This window comes from Salinivibrio sp. SS3 (assembly GCF_001722105.1).
GTDB lineage: Bacteria > Pseudomonadota > Gammaproteobacteria > Enterobacterales > Vibrionaceae > Salinivibrio > Salinivibrio kushneri.
This window is the reverse complement of sequence record NZ_MEBQ01000003.1, coordinates 120,032-145,227: the sequence shown is the minus strand read 5'-3', so window position 1 is coordinate 145,227 and position 25,196 is coordinate 120,032. Positions and strand designations below refer to the sequence as shown.

The window sequence follows — 25,196 nt, the reverse complement described above, 5'->3', positions numbered from 1 at the left end:
GTCAATGTCGTTATCCTTCATGAGCCCCTTCCATGTTTATGCTACATGCACAGGAAAAACGCCGTCATATTACGATCTGACGCACTCAAATCGTCTCTTTATACGATTGAGTAAAAAAAGCGCCGATATTGGCCGACCAAGACTGTAAAAGCTTGGCTTTGTCGATATCGTTCGCATTAATCCACTGACGGCAGTAATGCAAGAGCGCCCCATCCTTGGTGCGCTCACTGTCAGGGGACAATGGGATGGCACCGCTTGCCAGCACAATCTCTGCAAACTCATAGTCATAGCCCCACAAAATAATGATATAACTCGAGACGACGAGCGCGGTATCAAAACGAACGGGTAAATCGCAAATGGGATTGTTGCCATTGTCACGACAGCCAAGCTCTCGCGCCATTAGCTCCCCTAACGCAGACAACACTGATGCAAGATACAAACGCTCTGCGCGCGCTTTGTCATACCCGAGGAATAGCCCCAGCGACTTACTCACATTAGCCAGTTCAATATGTTCATCCACCACCGCATAGTGTTCTTGGGTGGACAAGTGCTTAAAGGCATTATGTCCCACCATTGTCGCGGCAATTGACTCGACCGATTGAATGCCCAATCGATTTATCGCTGTCTCTAGTGACCATGTTCGGTTTCGAAAGCCCAAATAAGCAGAATTAGCAAGCTGTAAAAGTCGGGCAACTAAGGGAGGCTCTTCACTGACCACTCGTGCAATTTGTTCCATGTCCGAATGGGGATCATTAATCGTGGCACGTAAATGGCGCACACAGTCAGGCAAGACGGGGAAGTCCTCAATACCGACCAACCGGTTACGCGTTTCAGCATCAATCGGCAACTTATGGAGACGCTCAACACTATTCAGCACATTATTGAAGCCATCTTCAGAGAAGGGTTTGGGTAATACGAAGTGCACACTGGGCGTCGCTAATTCAGTAATTTTTTGGCGTGTGTTCCCTGTTATCAGCGCACGTATCGTACCCGGGAAACGTGCCCTAACTTGGTCTAGTAATGCATCCCCTTTGAGCTTGGACATCAAGAGATCACTGATCACCAAAGACGGGGGCTGATCATCTAATAGGCCTTTCTCCCACTGGGTAGGATCCTTGATCAAGCTGATAGCCCAACTTGGTTTCAAGCGGCGAATCTCCCGACCAATCGCCTTTAATGTGAGTTCGTCATCGTCAACATAGATGATATGGAAACGCGGCCTAGTCATGCTTCCCTCGTCTTCTGATCGTTGTCCTCAAGCCCCTTAACACTATCGCTAGGTCGCCAATAAGAGAATAATCAACGCCTCGGCGTGTCCCTATGAAGCGTTATCCAAGATGAGATGCCCAGCGATCCTTTCAATAAGCGTAGTCCAAAATTCCAGACTGTCTTGGGCTAAGCGCAGAAATAAGCCGTGTCTCGCTGACGTTTATGGAGGGTGGGGAAAGCGGGCTTAACATCGTTAAGCCCGATATCAATGCGATCTATCAAGCGCTGAAATTATTCAAATTCAAACTGTACCATGACCGGATAGTGATCAGAGAGTTCATTGTAGTAACCATCATGATAGGTTTGTCCAGCCGCTTGCGGCCACTCGCCTTCAAGGTAGTCCCAATACCAACGGTCGTTAGCGGTTAACTGTACCACCTGCATCTCAGGTTGATTAGCTGGCACGGCATGATCACGGCTCCACAAAATATAATCTAACGTGGTGTTGTAGTTAAGGTCATAGTCAAAGTGATACGCGTTCGCTTTCGTGAACCAGTTGTGCTTGGCAGAAAAAGACGTTACTTCCGGCTCGGTAAAGCGCAATGCACCATTTAATGCTGCTTTCATGTCTTTAATTTCATCTTGGCGGCTCCACTCCACATTCATATCACCACCAATAATCACAGGCTCGTCAGCAGGGATCGCCGCCTTATCGATAAAGTCTTTAATTTCACCTAGCTGACCCAGACGCACTTGATGCTCTTCATCGGACATCCCATCATGCGTGGCTTGTAAATGGGTGCCAATTAGGTGAAAAGCTTCGCCTTCTTTGTCAATTTCGACGTATGCAAAGCCTTTGTTGGCTTGGTAGTCCCAGCTACCTTTCAGGCTGTGATGATAAACGTGCGCTTTCTGAGTCAAAATGGGGTACTTGGAGAGAATCGTCACGCCGCCACGCACGACAAATAAAGAATTGGAGCAATCCCCAGTCAGTGCATCCCAACCTTCTCCGCTACAGTCTTGTCCGACATTCGGTGTTTGATAAGGGTACAGGCTTGCAAGCTGATTCATCGCTTGCTCAGCTTCAGCGTTGAAGGCCTCGCTCACCAAGATCACATCAGGCTGCGTGTCCATGTCGGCAATGGCTTGCGGCAGACGGGCTGCACGCTCAGCTTGATCCCAGTCTTGTAGGTTGCTAAGTTGCATAATGTTATACGCCATGACATTAAGCTGACCCGCATGCGCACTGAGGCTAAGCAGCAACGCCGCTGCCGTTGAGAGCAGTTTATTGATTTTCATGTTTCCTCTTTTCGTTTTGCTTTCTAATTGTTATCGGTGTTTCGCCCACCAAAAGATTAGAAGCCTAACGAAAATCATTTGAGACGCCCCAGTATTTGTTTACTTTTTCTGATAATTTTGTAACTAATATCACGTTCCTTGTATTACGCCATTAATGCGTCACTAAGTAGGTTTGCGAGGTAAAGGTATGTTTTCTCAGCATGGTCGCAAGCTCATGCTGCCTAACAGGTTTGGCAATATAATCATCCATCCCCGCGGCTAAGCACGCTTCCTTGTCTTCCGTTGTCGCATTCGCGGTCAGTGCAATAATGGGGGTTCGGTTAAAGCGTGATTCTTGTGCCCGGATGTGTTCAGCGGCTTGATAACCGTCCATCACAGGCATTTGACAATCCATGAAAATCGCATCAAAAGGTTGGCTTTTCCATAGCGCTAACGCCTGCTCACCATCGGCAGCCGAACGGACATGTACCCCTAGCTGAGTCAATATCGCTTCAGTCACTCGTTGGTTAACTTTGGAATCTTCCACGACTAAGACATGCAACCCAGCCAGTGAGGTGCCTTTTCCGGTAGAGCGTACGACCCCCAGCGTCGGTTGGCGCTGTTGTAAGATCCGCACCAAATGCGCTTTTAAGTCATTAAATTGGTAGGGACGACCTAAGTAACCCTCTATGCCTGAGCGTTCAATCCGCGGCTTATCTAATGCATCAGGCGCCGCCGTTAACATCATGATCGCAGGGCTTTTATCTGCAAATGTAGCAATGATCTGTTCTGCCAAGCGAAAGCCATCCATTTTGGGCATCACTTTATCGAGTAAAATCACTTTAAAGGGATAGTGGCTATCAAGGCGTTCGCGAATTAAAGGGATCACGTCATCCGGGTGCATGCAGCATGTAACCTGGCAGCCAAGGTTGCTCAATTGTGCCGTGGTGATGCGCATGTTTAAACGACTATCGTCTACCAATAACATCGGCGCACCGGCAAAAAGATAAGCCTCGACCGGCGTGGCTAAAGGAATATCCGCACACTCAAAACGCACGGTAAACGTAAATAGACTGCCCACATTCACTTCACTGTTGAGGGTGATTCGCCCCCCCATTAAATTGACAATTTGCTGTGAGATGGCGAGCCCCAGCCCTGTGCCTCGAGCGGCGGCGGTTAAAGAATCACCTTGTTCAAACTTACCAAAAATACGGCTTTGTTCTTCAACGGGAATGCCTGGCCCGGTATCGCTCACTTCAAAGCGCAGCACACTGGCGGTATCCTCGTCGCTCACTTGCTTGATAGAGACAACCACCTCTCCACGCTCAGTAAACTTGATTGCATTACCCACCAAATTAATCATCACTTGGCGTAATCGCGGTGCATCGCCGATCAACAATGGGGAAATATCAGCGTCTATCTCGCAGCGAAAGGCGAGTTGCTTTTCCTTGGCACGAAGAATGAACAGGTTCTCGAGATCTTTCCCTAACTCAAATATATTGAGTTCTAATGGTTCTAGCTCTAACTTACCTGCTTCGATTTTAGAGAAATCGAGGATGTCGTTAATGATATCTAATAACGACATCGACGACGTTTCTAACATCTCAACAAACTCTTGTTGCTCGTCATTTAAGCGTGTGCTCTTTAACAGTGAGGCCATCCCAATAATGCCGTTCATTGGTGTGCGGATCTCATGGCTCATATTGGCCAAAAACTCGCTTTTCTTTTGACTGGCCTTTTCAGCGTCGTGCTTCGCGTCCTCTAGCTGCGTCAGTTGTTGCCCTAGCGCTGTGATCATGGCGTTATAACGCGTTTCAAAACCCCGCCAATGATGAAATTGGCGTGGAACCTGAATCGGTGTGGGTATGCCATTCTCCCACTGGTTAACTTGCTGGTGTAGCGCCAATAACGGCCTATCTAAGTGGCGGCGCACAATCCACATAGAGCTGATAATTCCCAATCCTGACACCGCCAACCATCCAAGAAAAACCCACTGAGCACTATCACCAAAATAGGCGTTTAACGCCGTGTAATTTGACGCCACCTCAAGTTGCCCAAGGGTATACTCGTTCCCCTCGTCGGTTGCAATTAACGACCAACGCTTTTGCAACGACTGTGCAGCAGGCTCCACGCCGCGCTCAATTAACGAGCCATCGGCATCATATACATGGATATAGTCAATCTCAGGTTGGGCGATGAGCTGCTCTACCTGTTGCTCAAAAGCTTGCGTTTCCACACGCCATAGATGCCCAGTCATCGCACTGAGATCTCTGTTGCCTACCTGTTGCAAGGCGCGCTCGACATCTGCTTTGTGCGTTTGGTAATCGCCCAGCAGGAGAAGCGCCGTAAACAATGCAGTCAGTACGGTCCAGCTTAAGGCTAGCTTGGTAACGATTCCCGCAGAAAGCGAAGGGCGTGTCAGGGGGCTACCTACCTTCATAATCACCTTTTTATTGGCAAAGCATCTCTGCTAATCATAGAGTCTAATCTTGTTTTGGGCGAGAAATGTCCTAGTTAGTAGGCGAAAAAGGACAAAAAAGGCGCTCCCAAGGGAGCGCCTGCCACACGCAATGTCTACAAATAATGACACGCTACCGATTGGAGTCAGTTTATCCGGATAACCCGTATCGCTGCCCCAAGCGGGTTTGTTATATGCCGTTTCAGTTAGTCCAATACACCACGACGCATTTGATCTAGCTCGATAGACTCGAACAAGGCTTTAAAGTTACCTTCGCCAAAGCCTTGGTTACCCTTACGTTGGATAATTTCAAAGAAGACCGGCCCAATAACAGTATTGGTGAAAATTTGCAGCAAGATGCCGCTGTCTACGTCACCGTCAATCAATACACGGGTGTCACGCAACTCGTCGATGCTTTCTTCATGGCCGTTGACACGCTCGTTGATTTTCTCATAGTAGGTGTCCGGCGTATCCATGAATGCCATACCTCGTTGACGTAACGTCCGCACAGTTTGGTAGATGTTGTCGGTGGTCATGGCGATATGCTGGATCCCCTCACCGTTGTACTCTTTCAAGTACTCTGCAATCTGTGACTTGTCATCACTTGACTCATTGATGGGAATACGGATTTTTCCGCAAGGCGCGGTCAGAGCACGCGACTTTAGCCCAGTCTTTTTGCCTTCAATGTCAAAAAACCGGATCTCTTTGAAGTTGGCAATACGCTCGTAAAAGTCAGCCCACACGTCCATGTTGCCAATATCCACGTTATGGGTTAAATGGTCGATGACTTTCAATCCTGCATCCGCTTCTTTCAGGCGCGATTGCCAATCTGGATAAAAGTCAAAATCGACTTCATAAATACTTTGGTCGCCATAGCGGTCGACAAAATAAAGCAATGAATCACCAATGCCGTATACCGCGGGAATACTAAGCTCCATCGGACCAATGTTTGGTTCAACCACTTTGGCGCCTTGTTTAGCCGCATACGCAATCGCGTGTACCGCATCTTGAACGCGAAACGCCATGGCGTTGACACTCGCACCGTGCTGCTTGGCAAAGCCTTGCGCTTGTGATTCAGGCTCACCGTTGACGATAAAGTTAGTGTCTCCCTGACGATACAGCCAAACATCCTTGTGTTTGTGTTTGGCAATTTCGGCAAAACCCATCAGTGAGAACAAATTTTTAAGCGCATCAATCCCCGCTTGATCGGGCGCTGTGTATTCGACGAACTCAAATCCATCTGTGCCCAATGGATTAATCGTTTTGACAGGTGCTTGCATGGTTGACGTCATAATCGCTTCCTCCTTGTGTGTAGCATTAGAGATAGCATTAGACGGTGGTTGGGACTAGGGAAGACAGGCGGACAACAGGCTAACCAATTGTTAACAAATTGTGTCACTTATACTGAACAGTGAGAGAAAAAGGCTGACAACCGCGTTTTATTAGGGGTTTAAGCCAATTAGAAGTGTAAAGAATAGCGACCAACACCCTGCTTTGTTTTACATTTTTGCAACGCAAGATAAAAACCACACAGCAAAGACACAAACGCCGCCCAGAGGCGGCGACCAAAAAGTGGGCAGATGAAAGGATTACACCTTGAGGCTATAACTATTTTGCTGGCCATTGGGAGTGATGGTTTTTTGCACTTGATCCATCAACGCTTGTTGCTGTTGGTTATAGGCATCAGCGCGCGTTTTCTGCGCTTCTTGTTCCGCAACACGATCAATGAGGGCTTGATAATCACGTTTATCCTCACGCTGCTCGCCCGATGCTGCGGCTTCTTTTTGCTCTTCTCGCTCTTTACGGATCAGCTCGGCACGCTCTTGCACGCTCATCGAGTTATTGAGACCGCCATTGACCTGGTCATCTTGACGATCGCGCTGGCGCTGCATGTATTGCTGCGCTAAAGGTTGCGAATTGATTGACGTCGGCATAGGTCCTCTCTCGAACAAGGTGACAACTTGATTAAATTTTAGCCTATACGCCCACAAATTGATATCTCTATTTACTATAGAGGATGTCACCACTGGCCTAGTTGTTGCACGTTATCTTACGTTGGCCGTGAGATACCAACGCAGAAGCAGGGGCTTAGGTGACCCAACGCCCAAGAAAATCACGATGAATATAATGAGGAGAAACACCATGCTGACCGGTAAACACTGTGTCATTACAGGTGCCGCACAAGGGATTGGCCGCGCGATTGTTGAAACCTTTGTTGAGCAAGGCGCTACCAAAATTTATGCACTAGATAGGAATATTGACAACATGCAAGACTGGCAGACGGATGCGGTTATCGTGCCCGTCGCGCTGGATGTTTGCGATCAAGACGCTGTCGCGAATTGGGTGCAGACCCTGCACCAACAACACGCAGTGATCGATATACTGGTGAACAATGCTGGCATCACCCGAGACAACCTACTCACCAAAATGAGCGAAAGTGACTGGGACGCAGTCATTGACGTTAACCTAAAAGGCGTCTTTACCATGACACAAGCGATCGCGCCACTGATGATAGCGCAAGAGAAAGGCGCGATTGTGAGCTTGTCTTCCGTCGTCGGCACCGATGGTAATATTGGTCAAACCAACTACGCGGCATCAAAAGGGGGCGTGATAGCCATGACCAAAACCTGGTCAAAAGAGCTTGCCCGTCATGGGGCACAAATACGCGCTAACTGCGTCGCCCCCGGTTTTATTGAAACGCCCATGACAGCAAACTTACCCGATAAAGTCATTGAGATGATGAAAGGAAAAACCCCGCTGGGACGAATGGGCACCGCCCAAGACATCGCCAATGCGATCAGCTTTCTCGCCAGTGATAACGCGAGCTTTATCACAGGGCAGACGCTTAAAGTCGACGGGGGATTAGTCATATAATAGTGGAACCAAATCAGCCACTATGAGGCAACAATGACGCCAACACTCCTTATCACAGGCGCAAACCGTGGAATTGGTCTAGCGCTCACCGAGTTGTACCTTGAGCACGGTTGGCAGGTGATTGCCTGCTGCCGCTTCCCCGGCTCTGCGCCTCACTTAATGACATTAAAAAACCGCTACGCAACACTCACCACGCACGGACTGGATGTAACGGATCATACCGCAATACAGCATCTTGCCTCACAGCTTAGTGACACACCTATCCATTTACTGATCAATAATGCTGGACTCTATGGCCCCAAAGGCTATCAATTCGGTGAAGTGGACACAGCTGCATGGCGCGACGTGCTGGAGGTCAATACCATCGCACCACTGGTTATCGCTGAACATTTCACCCCGCATCTTGAAAAGGCAAGCCAAAGTGGCCATACACCCATTTTTGCTTTCTTGTCCTCAAAAGTCGGGAGCATGAGTGATAACCAATCAGGTGGCGGGTATATTTATCGAAGTTCAAAAGCCGCGCTCAATGCTGTGATCAAAAGCCTATCTATTGACCTACGAAGTAAAGGCATTCGTTCGATTGCTCTCCACCCTGGTTGGGTACAAACGCACATGGGTGGACCCAATGCCCTGATTGATACCGCCACATCGGCACAAGGACTAAAACATGTGCTCGATACCCTCACGGACAGTCAGAACGGCAACTTTATCGATTATCAAGGCCAAGACATCGGCTGGTAAGGGGCGAGGCGGTGATTGCACCGCCTCGTTAGTTAGATAGGGAAGAACGTCATCGACGCCATACTGTGCACAACCTGATTGATATTACGGTTAGTACTGTCTGCCACCATCACCGCCATCATATCTTGAATAATGATCATCTGACTCAATAAGCGTTCGTAGCTGTAATTGGGCACCCCATTTTTGCCCATGCCATTACTCAGCAACAACAGTTGGCCGTTGTCGTCCTTTTCATTATTCAACAACCAAGCGATCTTCTCTAGGTTTCGCGCACTGTTATAGAGTTTTTGTTGATCAATATCATCGAGCAAAAAAAACTCAAGTTGATGATTATAGCTGGCACTGATCATGCCGGTAACACCAGCCATCAGCGCAAACACGCGGTCGCCCTCAAATTCACTTGAAAAGGCTAAAGGCAACAGCGCGATACCATCCATTCCCCCTAGTTCTCGAAAGCCATTGTCGGGGCGCTCCGTTGTCATCAATTGCGCCACACGCTTTTCAATGGTCATGCCCGGCACTTTTTTAAGCTCGCGCGGGTTGCGCTTATATAACTTCACGATGAGCGCTTCGCTGAGATCACGAATTTCAGCAATGTGAATATCGGTAATTAAATCCATGTCTGACTTGGCCAGATTTTTAATATCAAATGGCCGACCAAGCTTTTGCGCGCATCCTGTGAGGCTAAGCAATAACACGCTCATCCATACCCAGCGCATCATAACAACATCCTTGCATCCTCTAACTCGGCGCTAGCATAACGATTTACGCCCGCTCGGTGCACTCCTAGAAAAAATCTTGTATGGAATATCACACTTTTAGCGTCTAACGGGCGCTGCAATCATCAATTCACGTTAAACCGTTTTGCGCCAATATCTCCTCCCATTGGCGGCAAACAACGCAAAGAAACGATAATCATCGCAGCATCGCGGCGCAATCAGCGGCAATAACACGCTCTTCATCAGTGGGGATCACCCACACACCGATCTGACTATCCGATGCGGATATACAGGCTTGATTGGCTTGATTGGCCGACGCATCCAAGCGCATGCCTAGCCAATCACACTGTGACACCACGCGCTCGCGCACAGGTGCAGCATGCTCGCCAATCCCAGCAGTGAACACCAGATGATCGACACCGCCCATTGCCGCACACAGGCTACCGATTTCTCGCGCAATTCGATAACAATAGTGCGCTATCGCCTGTGTGGCTCTGGGTTTATCACTGCATAACAAAGTGCGCATATCACTGCTGATCCCCGATAAGCCTAATAGACCCGACTCTTTATACAAAAGTGTGCTGACGTCGTCGGGTGTCATTCCTTCTTCGGTGATCAGGTGCAGCACCAATCCCGCATCAATGGCGCCACTTCGCGTGCCCATGGGTAAGCCTTCCAGCGCCGTAAAGCCCATGGTGGAAGCCACACTTTGCCGTGATTGGATAGCACACAAACTCGCACCATTACCAAGATGTGCAACAATCACTTTAGCGTCGCGATCAAAATCAGGGATCACCTCGGGTAAGCAGCGCGAGATGAAGTCATAGGACAAGCCATGAAAGCCATACCGTTGAAAGCCTCTGTCATACATTGGATAAGGAAGCGCAAATTGACGCGCTTCCTTTGGCTGCTTGGCATGAAAGGCGGTATCGAAACAGGCAATCTGGCGCATATCGGGTAATCGCGTTTGCAATGCTTTAATCGGAGCAAGGCTATAAGGCTGATGAAGCGGTGCTAGCGAGGTTAATGCCTCCAAAAGCTTGACGCTGCGCGCATCAAGAGGCGTTGATTGCTGAAAATGCCTCCCCCCGTGAACCACACGGTGACCGACGGCGACAATATCGTCCAACAGCCCTTGGCGCTCTAACCAGACGAGTAACGACGCGACAGCAGCATGATGGTCCGGCGCAGAGCCCGGGGAGACCGTACTGATCCCCGGCTTATGGCGGGTCATTGATACATCGTAGCGATCGGTTCCGAGCCCTGAGAACTGCCCTTTGACTAGGACATGAACCGATGAGCCAGACCCCGAATCCACGGGGCCCTCGGTATCAAACAATGCAAACTTTAAGCTCGACGAGCCACTGTTAATGACCAGTATGTTCGCCATCGTCGCCTACTTATACTTATTCAGTGCTTTTCGTTGATGCTCCGCAAGCAACAACGCCAGCGCGCTCGACGCAATACGGGTTAGTGCATCATCGGCACGGCTGGTGAGCATAATGGGCACACGCGCCCCCACCACCACACCCGCGCCGGTGGCATCGGCAAGATAGCTCAATTGTTTCATCAACATATTGGCGGCCTCAAGATCGGGCGCCACCAGAATATCCGCACACCCTGCAACCGGGGAGTCAATCCCTTTAGTTACGCGAGAGTCCTCGGAAACAGCACTGTCAAACGCAAGCGGTCCGTCTAAGATACCGCCCGTTATTTGACCACGTTCCGCCATTTTACACAGTGCCGCGGCATCGAGGGTCGCATTCAATTTCGGGTTAATGGTCTCCACGGCCGACAATATCGCCACCCGTGGATGACTATTGCCAATCGCATGAGCCAGTTCGATGGCATTTTGAATAATATCGCGCTTTTGAGCCAATCCTGGATAGATATTAATGGCGGCATCAGTAATAAATAGCGGGCGCGGGTAGGTCGGCACATCAAAGGCCATCACATGACTGAGGCAGTGCTCAGTTCTCAACCCACCTTCTCGTTTGACCACTTCGTGTAACAATTCGTCGGTATGCAGCGCGCCCTTCATTAGCGCCTCACTCTCCCCCGCACGCGCCATGGCCACCGCTTTTTCTGCCGCCGCATGACTATGAGGTGCATCGACAATGTCAAAGTCACGAATATCCAGCTCGGCTTTGTCCGCCGCCGCCATTATTTTGTCGCGAGGTCCGACGAGGGTAGGAATAATGAGCTGCTGTTTCGCCGATGCGACCGCGCCGCGGATCGAGCTATCATCGACTGGGTGCACCACCGCGGTGTGCATAGGATCAGGGTGATCGGCCGCGGTTAAAATCGCATGCAATTGCCCGCGCTCAGATAAACGAACTTCAGGTAAAACGGTGCGTTGACGCCGGACTTTTTTGGTGGGGGCGAGGACGCGCGCTTCCCCTTCAATCACGGTATCACCGCGTTGGTTTTCACAGCGACAGGCAAACACAATGTGGTGATGTTTTTCGTCCATTTTATCGACACGAACGGCAACGCGCAGCACATCGCCGAGCATGACAGGGGCTTTGAACGCCAGTGTTTGTCCAAGGTAGACAGTGCCGGGGCCGGGTAGTTTTGTGCCGAGTACGGTAGAAATCAGTGCCCCACCCCACATACCATGGGCAATCACTTCTTGAAAGCGACTGCTCTTAGCAAAATCATCATCCACATGAGCGGGGTTAACATCCCCCGACATGATTGCAAAAAGCTTAATGTCCTCCATGGTGAGGCGCTTTTCTAGAAACGCCTCATCGCCTAATGAAATCTCATCGTACGTCTTATTCTCGATGACTTCCTCGTTATTCGTCCCTGACATGGTGGGCTCCTCAATAATCGATCAAGTCAAAAAAGTGTGTGTTAGCCTCGTTGCGCTTAAAACCTAAGGTGATGACCAGCATCAACGTAATGGGTTAGCCCCGTCAACACACGGCCGGCATCGGCGCTAAGGTACACCACGGCATGACCAACATCTTGTACGGTTGCCAATCGCCGAAGGGGCGAGCGCGTCTCACCATCCACGGCCAAGGCTTCAAATTCTTTTAACCCCGACGCAGCACGGGTTCTGATCGGGCCGGGGGAAATAGCATGCACCCGGATCCCTTTTGGGCCTAATTCTGCTGCCAAGTAGCGGGTGGTTGACTCAAGCGCCGCTTTGACAGGCCCCATAAGGTTGTAATTATCGACGGCTTTCTCCGCCCCATAATAGGACATGTTAAACAGCGTGCCGCCATCAGACATCAGTGGCTCCGCCTGTTTCGCCATACGGATAAATGAGTGACAAGAAATATCCATCGCTAGCGAGAACCCCTCTCGCGAGCAATCGACCACGCGACCGTGTAAATCATCCAAAGGCGCAAAAGCAATTGAATGCACAACAAAATCAACCCGTCCCCATTTTTCCTTGGCACGCGCAAATAGTGCATCGAGTTGTTGATCGTCCTGCACATCACACAGCATCAGTTCTGGATCGCCCATGGCCGCTTTGAGCGGGGTCACAAATCGCTCTGCCTTGGGTGTGCCATAAGTGACCAGCACATCGGCACCCGCTTGGCTCAGCGCTTGAGCACACCCAAACGCAATGCTGTTTTCATTGGCCAGTCCGGCGACAATGCCGACTTTACCTGCAAGTGAAAAAGGATGTTCCACAATATTCTCCCTACATTGGATAACGACGCGTTCATCGCTCAGAAACCTGAGTGATTACACTAAAACAGACATCATCCACTTTAAATCAACCGCAAACCCTCAACGTAGACTTAAATCAGCGTTAGGTGCAAAAGTATAGAAGAAAAAAGGCCGAGTGACGTGCTAGATAAAAAGACAATTTTGACAATTTTTTATGACAGCCGCGCCTTGGACCACGGCGATAAGAGCTTTCACTCTAATCGGTATTCTCTTCTCACAACCAAAAACGCCACCGCGATCAGCGGTGGCGTTTTACGCAAGCGAGAAGCGTAGGACTACGCCAACTCGGCCATCACACACTTGGCAAGGTCAGCGGGACGGTAGTAGACCGATTTCATCACCTTGCCTTCACGGATAAGCTTGCCGTCCACACTGACATCGGCGGCACATTTAGCGATGATGCCATCCTCTTTGGGGCTGGCAACGACGTCTATCCCTTTTTGCGCGTAAAACGCTTGGGTATCGGCAAACTCTTGTTGATTGCGACAGACTTTACTCATATTGCTGCTGTGCACCTCATCCCAACAGGTCACAAAATCAACACCTAGGCGCGAGGCGATTTGAAGCAAGATATCAATCATGTAGCTCACTTCGAGTTGTTCCCGGTATCCACGCGACCCCATTTGAACAGCGCGCCCCATCAGCACGTAGACACTATCAACAATAGCGTCCACTTGCTCAACCAGCGAGTCGGCTTCCGCAAGCTCTGTCATCTCTTCTACCGCCAACGCCGTGTGCAAATCATCGGCCTTGTCATCGAGAGAATCTGGATCATTGCAGGGCAGATCAAAGGTGGTGCGAAAGGCTTCAATATCACGGTAAAGGTGGTCGTAGATCGCTTGATTGAGAACAGCAAATTTCATTTATAGGGCCCTTTGAGAAACAAACACGCATGCATTCATGCTGAAAGACAAGGGACAATACAATAGCACTGCTCATCAAGACTTAAAATCGATCCTGATGATTCTTTGTCACCAGACAGCTTTAAAGCACAAATATCGCTCAAGCTTGGTGTACGCGCGCCGCTAACTTCTTATACTGAACCTATGATGTCAATTGCACGCTCGGTCAAAAAGGATAGTTACTATGACCAAACATTTATCGCTCGCCACACTGTGTGCTGGCATGTTGCTGGCCACAACCGCACAAGCGCAAACCTCCCCGCTCAGTATCGGTGCTAGCGCAAGTGTCACCGACGTCAAATACGGCTCTCAAACGGAGACAGGTCACACTTGGGAAGTCAATGGCACCTTACGCGTGACAGATTATACGAGCTTATATACCGGATATGGCGAAACCAGCGCTGACTTTGACAATGAGAATGGCACCGAAACCAAGCTGACTTCATCCTATATTCCGGTTGGATTACAAGTTAACTTTCCCATGTCAATGGGCAATATCTACCTACGCGGTGGCGGCAACTACTATCAAACTGAGTTCGGCACAGACAAAGATATTGGCTGGGGCGCCACAGGCACTGTGGGATTTGAATTACAGCCCACCGTTGGCCCTAAAATGGCGTTTGAATTAACCTATGCTGATAGAGGCGACGCAGAAACCAGTTCAGTCAGTGTCGGAACCAGTGTTGGCTTTTAACGGCGTAATGTTATCGGTCACCAGCGGTAAGTGCGTGACCAATGGCCTACTAACCCGACACGGTGCACCATCGTAATAGTACATGCTGGTCGTCGCCGAGCTGACGCGAATATGGGTGAAGCTCACCGTGCTCGCGTCGTCTCGGTGCATACAAACAGATAAGCTACCTAATACGGGTTCGTGACTACGATGATACTGGATTAAGCCGTGCACGGAAGGACTCGCGTGCAGGCTTGATGCCAATAGCGCTGAGCGGGTTCGACGCGCATCATCCGGTACCACCGCAGACGACACGACAGGTGGCACACACTCAATACGCTGTAAGGTTTGCCCATCCCAGTGCCACGCCTTTGGGGCCGGGCACCTAGGTGGCGTTCCAATAGGCGAAGCGGGACGAAACACCAGCAAGTTAAACGGTGAGAAATCCGTCATTGTATGCGCGGAGACGATGTGCCCAACTTGGGTTAAGTCACGTGCTCGGGCCACGGATTTAACCAGCTGACCCCGACTGCGCTTGGGCACAACAGACGACTGACCTTGATAATCATTTAACAAACAGACCAATAGTCCATGCTCATTCGCCGCTATCCAGGTTCCCATCCCATCAGGATCAATCGGCATGAGTACGCGTGTTCCCGCGATTTGATAAATTTTCGGCGATATTGCACGGCTTCGACCTCGTGTCTCATCACGGTTAAAACACAGCTCAAACCCTTGCTCCGAGGTCAACCATGTCAGCGTGCACATTGATGTTGCTCTCGCTGATAACTTGCTGTCGCGGCGGCGATGCCAATCTCTTTATCCAACACTTCGCCCAGATCGTGGGCTGCTGTGCGCATCATAGCAAAATGGTGAGTGGCATGACTGGCCACTGCAATCAATTCACGCATTATGGTTGAGGGGGTGGTCACTGTGTTGGAGGCATATAAGGTGACTTGTGTCGATACGTGTATCGACTGCTTGAGTTGTTGATTAGACAGCGTGTGCAACCAGCTGGCTATGGCTTGCCATTCAGCTTGGGCAAGGGATTTATCGGTTTCTACACGATGACCTCGCCGGCGTTCATCTGCATCCATGACGCCACTGCCCTCTCCTTGGTGTAAGGCCCAATACATATCAAGCGCATGACGCATATGTTGGCCAATGGTGCTGGTAAACCCATCAGCCTGCATACGGCTATAAGCTTCGTTCGTGACACTCGCCAGTAGCTGCTGTGCCTGATAAGCCACATCCAGGTTACCACGAATAATCGCACTATCTGCTTTGGTTAGACTCGAATGCATACCCTCACCTTAGTACATGTTGCGGCAATTTGGCGCCATCATCTTCATACAAGCAGATGTCATGCCGTTTTAGTCCGTTCCTGGGTATTGCTTCATCCAGCGCCTTTCTTGATACCAGGCGCGTAGCAAAGCAAACACAGAAGGTGGTTGGTGCCCCCGCAATCGCAAGCGTGCGCCAATATGGTACAAATGCCGATATTGGTGCAGAAGTGCTCTGATGGCTTGGAAATAGCCCCCCTCACTGTCCCAAATATGCGCCGGCTCACTACTCGCGCCGTTGATCTCGACAATACACAGCCCCTTCCCTTGTTGTAACGACGCGATATCGCGAAACTTGATATCGAAGCGGCCGAAGTAAAAGCCATTAATGTCTTTGGCGATCGTATCTATTTTTGCCGTCAGCGCCGGCGTCACCCAAGCCGCCCCATCTTTAAAGATGGCACCGCGGCAGTGGCTACCCGAGAAGGCTAGCGGAATACGTACGCCAGCTGGTATTACCTCATCAAGCTGATGATGGTGGCGCTGATGATAAAGATGTCCACGCACAGAGGCGGCATCATGGTGTTGGATAAGCGCGGCTAAGGTGCGCTTACCATCACCGATCACAGCGGGCAAGTATTTCAACCCGAGGGAAAATATTTGCCCCCTTTCCTCGCCGGGATAGCGAATATAGAAAACCCCCGCTTCCGCGTCGTAAGGTGCCAATGCTTGGAAAATAATGTCTCTGTCGGGTGGAAATGTGCGGATATAGGCGAAGAGCTTTTTTTCCGTATCAATGCGCTGAACACCAGCCCCTCGACAGCCTTTGTCCGGCTTAGCCACCAGCGGCATAGTGATACCTGCCTTCGCAAGTTCGGCAAGTAGCGTTTTTTTAATGCTGGGGGTGATGGCATTGGGCCGCGTCCATCGCCAATAGGCAGCGATGTATCGTTGCGCCGTGTCGCCCGCTTGAGCAAACACCTCTGATTTAGCCTCACCCACCATTCCAGAAAGGGAGATGCCTGGGTTGGCAATCAATGGCAATGTCAAACTGCGATAGTAGAGGCCAAGCCCGATTGATTGAACCACGACGGGCGTGTAGAAACACCACGCCGGCAGAAACTCAAACCAGCCCAACGGCCGTGACACAGGGTAATTGGGCATGCCAGCTTGACCGATGAGCATCATCGAGGGCTTTGTCATACCGATCCTTTTGCGGGGGTTAACAATGCGCGACGACGAAGAAAACGATTCATCAGCACCAACGCGATAACCGCAATAGCAAAGGCCCACCCAGTGAGCTGTTTCTCTGCTAGCCATTCACTGTGCTCAATGGTGAATGCCCCCCAAAAGATCACGCCTGTCCAACAGGCGGTGGCAATCCCCACGGACAATAAAAACGTACGAAACGGGATAAAAAGAAACCCACTGAGGCTGTAGGTGACCGTTCTAAGCCCGGGAATAAAGCGTATAAGAAACAGGTTTAAAAAAGCATGCCGACGCAACAAGTGGCGCGCGTCACGGACGCCTTTTAGCATTAACAGACGGGCACGTAAACGCCGGTAGCGTCGCGCGTACCGGCCCAGTAAGAATAGCGCGATATCACCACTGGCAATACCAATAAAGATAGCCAGTAACGCCATAGGCCAGGCTAATACCGCTTGAACAGCAACAAAAGCGGCCAGCGCGATCGCACCATCTTCAAAGACATACGAAGCAAATATAATCACAAAAAATAAACCCAGTGACGGTAAGGTCGCCAAACTGGGTATTATGTTCTCAACCATTGGCTTTCTCCTCCTTATTAATCATAGACAGAGGAAAACCCAAGTTACTTACAAATTGATGAAAAAACGCGGTTACATCCCCCCCGCCACATCAAATAAGCTGCCTGTCGAGTACGAGGCATTATCAGATAATAACCAAGCAATCATTTCGGCCACTTCAAGGGTAGAGCCACCACGCCCGAGTGGAATGTTATCCGCTACGCGGGCGACACGATCCGGCTCACCGCCTGCGGCATGCATATCCGTATCGATGGGTCCTGGCCGTACCGCATTCACACGAATACCTTCACGCCCCACCTCTTTAGCGAGCCCCATGGTCAAAGTATCAAGGGCAGCTTTGGTGGCTGCGTAGTCAACATATTCATTGGGCGATCCGGTTTTTACCGCTGCGGAAGATACGTTGACAATCGCGCCACCGTTCCCGCCGCGGGACTGCGCCATGCGGTGTACCGCTTCGCGGCAACACAAAAAAGCACTGGTGACATTCGCTTGGAACATCGCGTTGATCCGCTCGGCATCCATACTGCTCACCGCCGACTGTGGCAACATGATCCCCGCGTTGTTAACCAGTGCAGTGATATTTCCCAAACGGTTGTCTGCTTCGCTAAATAAGCGCTTCACGCCCTCTTCGCTCGACACATCCGCCTGAACCGCAATGGCATTGACACCAATCGCTTGAAGTTCATCAACAAGCGCAAAAGCAGATTCACTGTTGCTCAGATAATTGATGCAAATGGCATAGCCACGCTGTGCCAATAGTTTTGCCGTCTCACGACCAATGCCGCCACTTGCCCCGGTTACAATCGCAACTGGATTCATTGCTACTCCTTTTCGCTTAATCCGCCGATACCGGTGGATAATACCCCATTCTCACTGCGCCCCAATGTTGACCTGCAACGAAAAGAGGGACAGAGAGATCATGCATTACCTCACCGGTATCGCGCTTGTAGGTCTGCAGCAACATGGTATCAGTATGTTGACCGCAACGCCTACCTGTTCGGTCATCAAATAAGCGTTTAGTCCGGTTTCCGGTGATATCTTGCGCATAATCGCCGGTGAGAGGCTGGCAAAAGCGCTGATTATGCGTGGGGACGTAGCCATGGTTGTCATTGGCAATCACATAAACAATATTCTCATCAGTCTCAAGAATTGGCTCTTGAATAGGCGGTAAGATCCGATCACACAAGCTATCAAATCGGGTGGTATATTTTTTAGGATCGGTATTCGCGATCGGCTGGTAGTGACGATCAAACAAATCACTTTTACTGATCTCACCCTGCTCAATGGCTTGTGCAAACGCCACCTCTATGCGATCGCGACATAAACTGGCCGCTTTGAAAAAGCGTTGATGCGGACTCGCCTCAGACAGCTCGGCAAAAACGGCATTGGTTTTTTCGGTGGTTTCCATCAAGCCTTCCGCTTCTTGGCTCAGCGCAATCACCTGGTTATCACTGTCTTTCAATCCAGTCCGCACTTGGGTCAATGCTGAAGCAATTTGCTCGAGGCTTGCACTGTTTTGTGACGATCCATCCGCCATTTGTCTCACGGCGGCTTCAACCTGATCGGCTCTGGACGAGAGGTCGGTTAAAATCTCTCCCACTCTTTCAACATTCAACGTCCCTGACTCGACATCCGATGACAGCGTTTGAATATGGGTCATCACATTACTCGACTCTGTCATGATCTGTTTTATGATTTCCGCGACTTCACTGGTGCTTTGTGACGTACGCTGAGCAAGCTGACGCACTTCGTCGGCGACCACCGCAAAGCCACGCCCTTGCTCTCCCGCTCGTGCTGCTTCAATGGCGGCATTCAACGCCAATAGGTTCGTTTGCTCTGCAATCGCATCAATGACTTGTGCGACATCACTCACTTTATTGACGTTAGCGTCTAGCGCTTTAATACGTGCCACTGTTTCAGCCGTTTTTTGGTTAATATCACGCATTTCCGCGATGGAGTCCGTGAGCTTATCGGCACCTTCCAAGCTCAGATCTCGCATGCGCGTCACTTGCTCAACAGACGCTGCCTGCGCTTGGCAGGTATCAGCCAACGTCTGTTCGATATGCTGTGCCGTCTCGGTCACTTCCACCACCGCAGAAAATTGGTCGGTTAGTCGCGTTTTCAATATATCTGAGCGATGCGAGACTTCCGCCGCATTCATGGCGTTCATAGTGGCGCGCGTTGCCAGCCGTCCGACCGTTTTCATCGGCAGCGTTTGCGTTTCTTCCTCGGTATCTTGCCCCGGTACCACCTTGGGTGCCGACGAATACGCCTTCATCGCCAACACGGCCACGAGCGCTTGACAAGCGAGTAGCCCCGCCACGCCATAAAACTGCTCGGAAAAAAAGCGCCCACTCACCAACACTAACAGTGCCAACGTGGTGCCTGTGGCAACCCAAAACCATGATTGTTTATTCATTGCATTCCCTGTCATCGAACCACCTTTGTTCCTCACTGAACCCATTTTATCCAACGTCATGGCATGCGGTCGTATCACGACACACAGAACGGCCACGCTTTATTTATTGATGCCATGCTTCATGCCTAATCGCGGTGAAAGTGATCAAATTTCGACTAAAGCACTAGATCTAACACGCTTGTAACCAAACCATTCTAGGCCCCAGCTACTACTTAATAAGGCGCGGCATAAATCAGCACCGGCACAAATAGCGGAAACGCAATAAACGTCGTTAATTCTTAGGAAAAATGCGCTAAGCTACGGCTAGGTCATTGTAAGTAATGGGAGAGCCATGCTCCGCGGTCAACGAGTGCGTCAGGCGATTCACGCCTTTTTGGTATTGATGACAACTAGCTTCTCGCTGGTGTGCTTTTCTTTAGCTGTCATTCCTGAAAGCGAAGAGTTTGCGGTTATTTGGTATGCCTCCGCTGTAGGCGCTTTCTCGCTAGCCCACTATCCTCACCGCACACGACCTCTTGCGACACTCGGTTTTTTTGTCGGCGTATTCGCAGCGGATTATCTGATGGGGCTCCCCTATGCACTGAGCCTCAAGCTGGCGTTGATCAATACATTGACTGCCTTCACGGGCTGCACGTTATTCCTGTTTATGCGCCGACGTTATGGCAATCCTTTGCAAAGTGTTTGGCCATTTATCCGCGGACTGATGCCCGTAGCGGTCGTTAGCCCACTTGTCGGTGCCCTCCTCGGGGGCTATATTTTATCCGCCTTCAATGATCACGGATTCAACTACTATCTAGTACGTTGGTTTTTTAGTGAATTTATTGGGTTTGTCGCCCTATTCCCGCTCCTCTTGGCACTCAAAGAACGGCTATACACGGAGGCTCTCGACCAACTCTACCGACCCGTTTACTCTCCAGCGACCATGATCAGCGGCAGTCTCGCGCTTTTTGTCTTGATCAGCTTACTTTTTTACGCCTTTCCCTATCCGTTTATCGCGCTGACAGGTTTGTTTTTCATTGCCGCCACACTGCAAAGCAGGATAATAGGTCTTGCCACTATCGCCTTGTCAGTGGTCAGTTTTGACCTCCTTTCTGCAATCGGTGTCTTTGCTTTCCATATCGACAACGAGCACCAGGTATCCTTGTCGCGCCTAGTCACCGCAGCGGCGACCTTGTTGATCGGGGTTGGGATGACACAGCTGGCATATAGCTATCGCCGTCATCAGCGGCACCACATTGAGCAGCACTCGCTGCTCACACAAGCCATGCATAACTCATTGATTGGGATGGCGATACTTGATCCCAGAGGTATCATCCAGGATGCCAATGCCAGTTTGTCGCAGTTTTTTGGCTGTGAGCGCCACGTGCTACTCGGCTCGCATGTGTCTTTGTTCACACGAGAACAAGACCAATCGTCGCTGAGGGATTATTTTAATGATCTGATCATGGGCCATTCTGACAATAAGCGATTGGAAAAACGCTTTGTGCGCGTGGATGGGGAGATAGTATGGGGACGCCTCTCCGTCACCGCGGTGCGGGATAAACACGCTGGGCATGTCACTCACTTAATCAGCCAAGTCGAAGATATTAACGCCCTCAAAGCAGCACAGCGGGAACAAAAACGTTGGCTTGAGCGTTGGCGTTTTGCCCTCGATATCAACAAACTTGCCGTCTTTGAGCTCAACGTTGATACGGGCGCACTCTTGTTTTCTGGGTGGTCAGCGCCTTTGCTCGGTATCAATGCCAAACAGATACGCACCTACCAAGACTGGGTCAGTCGCATACATCCAGGCGATCGCGCCGCCTGGGAGCAATCTATGCGCCTGCTGGTCGACAAACACACCGATCGGATGGTGGAGGTCTTCCGGTTTAAAAATGATGCGAACGCCTATCGCTATCTGCGTCAATCGTCGGCACGGCAAACGGGGGAAGAAGCCGAAACCGTCTTGAGTACCGTGATTGACATCACGGAGCAGTATCTGACTAACCGGCAAACAGACACCTTACGCCGCCGCCTAGAAGCCGCGACAAAAGCCGCCAATATTGGTATTTGGGAGTATCACGTTAACGAAGACAGGCTAGAATGGGACGCACAAATGTACCGCCTCTACGATGTCCCCGAGGCCGAAGGCCGTGAAACACTCGCCAGCTGGCAGCAACGGCTTCATCCAGATGATGCAGAGACCATCAACCAAACACTTAAGCATGCCCTCAAGCATCATCAACGCCTGGATACCCAATTTCGTATCATTGATAGCCAAGGACGCATTCGCTACCTCCGTGCCCTCGCCAGCTTACAGATAGATGATAATGGCAACACAGTACGGATGATCGGCGCCAATTGGGACAATACCGAAATCAACGAGCTTAACCACGCACTGGCCCAAGAGCGTGAACAGCTTGATGTGGTGATGAACTCTATCAACGATGCGGTGATCACCATCGACGATCAGGGCAACTTGGCCTACCTCAACAACACCGCGCAGTGGCTTGTTGCCAATGATAGCGTGCTACCACTCGGCCAACCTGTAGACACCGTTTTCGAGCTGTATAAAAACCAACAACAGGTGCTGCTTTCTAGCTTTAGCAATCAACAGACAGAGACCTTTTTTGAAACGCAAATACAAGATGCCTACCAATTAGTGCTAGCCAATGGTAAGCGTGTGTATGTATCGGTGGCTGTGTCTCCGCTGAACAATAACCAAAACGGTGAACACGGGTATGTGTTTGTGCTGCGAGACGTATCGGATGAGCATGCGCTGATGGCACAGTTAGACTACAACGCCAATCATGATTCGCTCACGCAGCTACCCAATCGCCGCGCCTTTGAAACCCTGATGGAAAATCACTTGTCCCGCGAGAGTCAGTCGCCTTCCGTGCTAGCCTTTATCGATTTAGACCTTTTCAAAATCATCAATGACTCGGTCGGCCATCACGCCGGTGACGAAGTCCTATGCCAGGTATCACAAGCCTTAGCCGATAACATACGCAGTGATGATGTGGTGGCGCGTTTGGGCGGCGATGAGTTTGCGTTGCTACTCACTCACTGCAATATGCGTGATGCGAAGCATACGATCGCCGACTTAATCAAACAGCTTGAACACTTGTCTTTCTCCTATGGCGAGCGCATTTTTGCCATCAGTGCCAGTGTGGGGTTAGTGGATGTGAACGATGCGACGTTAACGCTCTCGGATTTGATGAGTCGCGCCGATGTGGCGATGTATGAGGCCAAGTCGTCGGGACGCGGGCAGATAATGGATTACAACGATATCTCAGGAACCGCACAAGGACGCCACAGTGACATGCAAATGGTGGGGAAAATTACACGGGCACTGACTGAAAACCGCTTTGCGCTCTATGGTCAACAGGTCGCCCCCGCACAAGGGCCTGTGGTTGAACACTGGTACGAACTGTTAATACGCATGATAGATACCGACGGCCATATTATGAATCCGGGGGAATTTATTCCTGCTGCGGAAGCCTTTGGTTACATTCGTGATATCGATGGCTGGGTAGTGAACTATGTGCTCAATACGCGCGCGGTGGAGTTGGCAGCGTCAGGACTCAGGTTCAATATCAACCTCTCAGCCAATTCAATCAGTGACCCTAAATTTCAGGCTCAACTCAAACAGCTATTGAGCGCCTCTGTCTTCCCTGCCGAGCGATTGTGTTTCGAGATCACTGAATCAGCCCTCATTAGTCATTTAAACACAGCGGTCTCCTTTATTGACGAACTACGCCAATATGGCGCACATGTCGCGCTAGATGATTTTGGCGCCGGCCTCTGCTCATTTCATTACTTAAAGCTGTTCAATGTGGATGTGGTCAAAGTCGACGGTCAATTTGTAGCTAACCTCACCGACCGAGAAAACAAAATCGATCGCGTCATCCTGGAGTCCATCGTCAGCATCTGTGACACTATGGGGTACAAAACAGTGGCGGAATGGGTCTCCGACGAAGAAAAACTGGCCTGCGTGCAAGAAATTGGCATCCACTACGTGCAAGGGTTTCTTATCGACCACCCAACACCACTCGATACACTGCTTGCAACACCTAATCTCACACCGCCGAGTCACTGACGGCGCTCGACGATCACCGACTATCGTTTTACTTTCTCGCCTACCATGCAGGTTGCTTGCGACATTGGGCGTACAGTGACACAAGTCATCGCATGCGCCGTTGCACTCGCCCAATAAAAAAGGCAATTTAGAGGTTTTATTTGGACGCCTCCCTCATGAACCGATATACGCTGGCCGGATGCGGCGCTATCCTGCTTTGGAGCAGCAATGTCGCCTTTATTCGCCATGTTACCGAACTGCTTGGGCCACTCGGTGGCGCAGCGGCGATTTATACCCTAGCCGCCTTCTGTTTGATTGGCGTTGTGGGTCTACCCAACCTCCGGGAGTTCCCACGCCAATATTTAGTTATCGGCGGCGTTTTATTCGTGGTGTATGAACTGTGCTTGGCCTTATCACTGGCTTGGGCGAATACCCGCACCCAAGCAATCGAAATGGGGGTGATCAACTACCTCTGGCCGTGCTTAACCGTCTTGTTTTCGGTTATTTTGACCCGTCAGAAAGTGAGCCTTTGGCTCTATCCTGCGTTAGCGGTCGCCTTTATGGGTGTGGTGTGGACAGTAGGAGGGAAACAAGGCGTCTCTTGGTCTCACCTCGTAGCAAATATTCAATCAAATCCGGTTAGTTATATATTGGCGTTTAGCGGTGCGATTATTTGGGCGATATACTGCAATCTCACCAAGATGCGCGCACAGGGTAAGAACGGGATAACCTGGTTTTTCTGTGCCACCGCGGTGACGTTATGGGTGGGCTACCTCGTCTCTGACGCACCCGCCATCAGTCTATCATGGCAAACCAGCGGCTATGTGCTGCTCGCTGGACTCGCCATGGGAGGCGGTTACGGGCTTTGGAATATTGGCATTCTCAAGGGCAATTTGATGGTCTTGGCCACCTTGTCCTATTTCATTCCTATCTTATCGACCTTATTGTCGGCCGTGTTACTTTCGACTTCGTTGACGCTCACCTTTTGGCAAGGCGTGGCCATGGTCACATTTGGCTCACTGGCCAGCTGGTGGCTAACGCGTGAGCCCGTAAAAGCCGCCAGTAGACGTCAACAAGTGAGCGCTCAATGACGCCTGAACGCCCTCATTATA

21 protein-coding genes are annotated in these 25,196 nt (G+C 50.4%); 5 read left to right on the top strand and 16 right to left on the bottom strand.

What is annotated here, in order from left to right; translation table 11 throughout:
- Positions 1-85: 85 nt before the first annotated feature.
- The 5 genes from BGL48_RS01175 to BGL48_RS01155 form a co-directional block, all read right to left on the bottom strand.
- Positions 86-1,228 carry an HDOD domain-containing protein gene (locus BGL48_RS01175; RefSeq protein ID WP_069360936.1) on the bottom strand — a complete coding sequence of 381 codons (1,143 nt, stop codon included), beginning with the start codon at positions 1,226-1,228 and terminating at the stop codon, positions 86-88.
- Positions 1,229-1,500: 272 nt separating this feature from the next.
- A complete protein-coding gene (locus BGL48_RS01170) occupies positions 1,501-2,508 on the bottom strand; it encodes a sphingomyelin phosphodiesterase (RefSeq protein ID WP_069360935.1) in 1,008 nt (335 codons plus the stop codon).
- A gap of 151 nt (positions 2,509-2,659) precedes the next feature.
- The gene (locus BGL48_RS01165) at positions 2,660-4,927 is read right to left on the bottom strand and encodes a response regulator (protein WP_069360934.1); all 2,268 of its coding nucleotides are present in this window, start codon (positions 4,925-4,927) and stop codon (positions 2,660-2,662) included.
- A gap of 224 nt (positions 4,928-5,151) precedes the next feature.
- Positions 5,152-6,237: a 4-hydroxyphenylpyruvate dioxygenase gene (gene hppD / locus BGL48_RS01160; RefSeq protein WP_069360933.1), complete on the bottom strand. Its 1,086-nt coding sequence runs from the start codon at positions 6,235-6,237 to the stop codon at positions 5,152-5,154.
- A 297-nt stretch (positions 6,238-6,534) separates the two neighbouring features.
- The gene (locus tag BGL48_RS01155) at positions 6,535-6,879 is read right to left on the bottom strand and encodes a hypothetical protein (protein WP_046075644.1); all 345 of its coding nucleotides are present in this window, start codon (positions 6,877-6,879) and stop codon (positions 6,535-6,537) included.
- Positions 6,880-7,087: 208 nt separating this feature from the next.
- Here BGL48_RS01155 and fabG point away from each other — a divergent pair, with 208 nt between their 5' ends.
- Positions 7,088-7,819: a 3-oxoacyl-ACP reductase FabG gene (gene fabG, locus BGL48_RS01150; protein WP_069360932.1), complete on the top strand. Its 732-nt coding sequence runs from the start codon at positions 7,088-7,090 to the stop codon at positions 7,817-7,819.
- 33 nt (positions 7,820-7,852) lie between these two features.
- Entirely contained in the window at positions 7,853-8,560 is a 708-nt protein-coding gene (locus BGL48_RS01145; protein ID WP_069360931.1) for an SDR family oxidoreductase, read from the top strand.
- Positions 8,561-8,592: 32 nt separating this feature from the next.
- Here the strand turns inward: BGL48_RS01145 and BGL48_RS01140 are convergent, their stop codons facing one another.
- From BGL48_RS01140 to BGL48_RS01120, 5 genes are all read right to left on the bottom strand, one after another.
- The gene (locus BGL48_RS01140) at positions 8,593-9,282 is read right to left on the bottom strand and encodes a hypothetical protein (protein WP_069360930.1); all 690 of its coding nucleotides are present in this window, start codon (positions 9,280-9,282) and stop codon (positions 8,593-8,595) included.
- Positions 9,283-9,475: 193 nt separating this feature from the next.
- A complete protein-coding gene (locus tag BGL48_RS01135; RefSeq protein WP_069360929.1) occupies positions 9,476-10,669 on the bottom strand; it encodes an acetate/propionate family kinase in 1,194 nt (397 codons plus the stop codon).
- Positions 10,670-10,675: 6 nt separating this feature from the next.
- The gene (locus BGL48_RS01130; RefSeq protein WP_069360928.1) at positions 10,676-12,094 is read right to left on the bottom strand and encodes a bifunctional enoyl-CoA hydratase/phosphate acetyltransferase; all 1,419 of its coding nucleotides are present in this window, start codon (positions 12,092-12,094) and stop codon (positions 10,676-10,678) included.
- Between the two features lie 56 nt (positions 12,095-12,150).
- Positions 12,151-12,924: an enoyl-ACP reductase FabI gene (gene fabI, locus BGL48_RS01125; protein WP_069360927.1), complete on the bottom strand. Its 774-nt coding sequence runs from the start codon at positions 12,922-12,924 to the stop codon at positions 12,151-12,153.
- 314 nt (positions 12,925-13,238) lie between these two features.
- On the bottom strand, positions 13,239-13,826 hold the full coding sequence (locus BGL48_RS01120; RefSeq protein ID WP_069360926.1) for a nucleoside triphosphate pyrophosphohydrolase family protein: 588 nt from the start codon (positions 13,824-13,826) through the stop codon (positions 13,239-13,241).
- A 223-nt stretch (positions 13,827-14,049) separates the two neighbouring features.
- Between BGL48_RS01120 and BGL48_RS01115 the strand changes: the two genes are divergently transcribed.
- Entirely contained in the window at positions 14,050-14,559 is a 510-nt protein-coding gene (locus tag BGL48_RS01115; protein ID WP_069360925.1) for an outer membrane beta-barrel protein, read from the top strand.
- Here the strand turns inward: BGL48_RS01115 and BGL48_RS01110 are convergent.
- The 6 genes from BGL48_RS01110 to BGL48_RS01085 all read right to left on the bottom strand — a co-directional run bounded on the left by BGL48_RS01110 (position 14,527) and on the right by BGL48_RS01085 (position 20,027).
- Complete coding sequence (locus BGL48_RS01110) at positions 14,527-15,306, bottom strand: NRDE family protein (RefSeq protein WP_069360924.1); 780 nt, start codon at positions 15,304-15,306, stop codon at positions 14,527-14,529. The two genes, BGL48_RS01115 and BGL48_RS01110, sit on opposite strands and share 33 nt — an antisense overlap.
- Positions 15,294-15,842, bottom strand: a complete 549-nt coding sequence (locus BGL48_RS01105) for a hypothetical protein (RefSeq protein ID WP_069360923.1) — start codon at positions 15,840-15,842, stop codon at positions 15,294-15,296. Before BGL48_RS01105 ends, BGL48_RS01110 begins: the two co-directional genes overlap by 13 nt.
- 69 nt (positions 15,843-15,911) lie before the next feature.
- Positions 15,912-17,024 (bottom strand): hypothetical protein, encoded by a 1,113-nt coding sequence (locus BGL48_RS01100; protein ID WP_069360922.1) that lies wholly within the window; start codon positions 17,022-17,024, stop codon positions 15,912-15,914.
- On the bottom strand, positions 17,021-17,608 hold the full coding sequence (locus BGL48_RS01095; RefSeq protein WP_069360921.1) for a DedA family protein: 588 nt from the start codon (positions 17,606-17,608) through the stop codon (positions 17,021-17,023). Before BGL48_RS01095 ends, BGL48_RS01100 begins: the two co-directional genes overlap by 4 nt.
- A gap of 72 nt (positions 17,609-17,680) precedes the next feature.
- Positions 17,681-18,427, bottom strand: coding sequence for an SDR family oxidoreductase (locus tag BGL48_RS01090; RefSeq protein WP_069360920.1), 747 nt, complete (start codon positions 18,425-18,427; stop codon positions 17,681-17,683).
- A 16-nt stretch (positions 18,428-18,443) separates the two neighbouring features.
- The gene (locus tag BGL48_RS01085) at positions 18,444-20,027 is read right to left on the bottom strand and encodes a methyl-accepting chemotaxis protein (RefSeq protein WP_069360919.1); all 1,584 of its coding nucleotides are present in this window, start codon (positions 20,025-20,027) and stop codon (positions 18,444-18,446) included.
- 331 nt (positions 20,028-20,358) lie between these two features.
- Here BGL48_RS01085 and BGL48_RS01080 point away from each other — a divergent pair, with 331 nt between their 5' ends.
- On the top strand, positions 20,359-24,105 hold the full coding sequence (locus BGL48_RS01080) for an EAL domain-containing protein (protein ID WP_069360918.1): 3,747 nt from the start codon (positions 20,359-20,361) through the stop codon (positions 24,103-24,105).
- A 155-nt stretch (positions 24,106-24,260) separates the two neighbouring features.
- Entirely contained in the window at positions 24,261-25,175 is a 915-nt protein-coding gene (gene yddG / locus BGL48_RS01075; RefSeq protein WP_069360917.1) for an aromatic amino acid DMT transporter YddG, read from the top strand.
- The last annotated feature ends 21 nt before the right edge of the window (positions 25,176-25,196 follow it).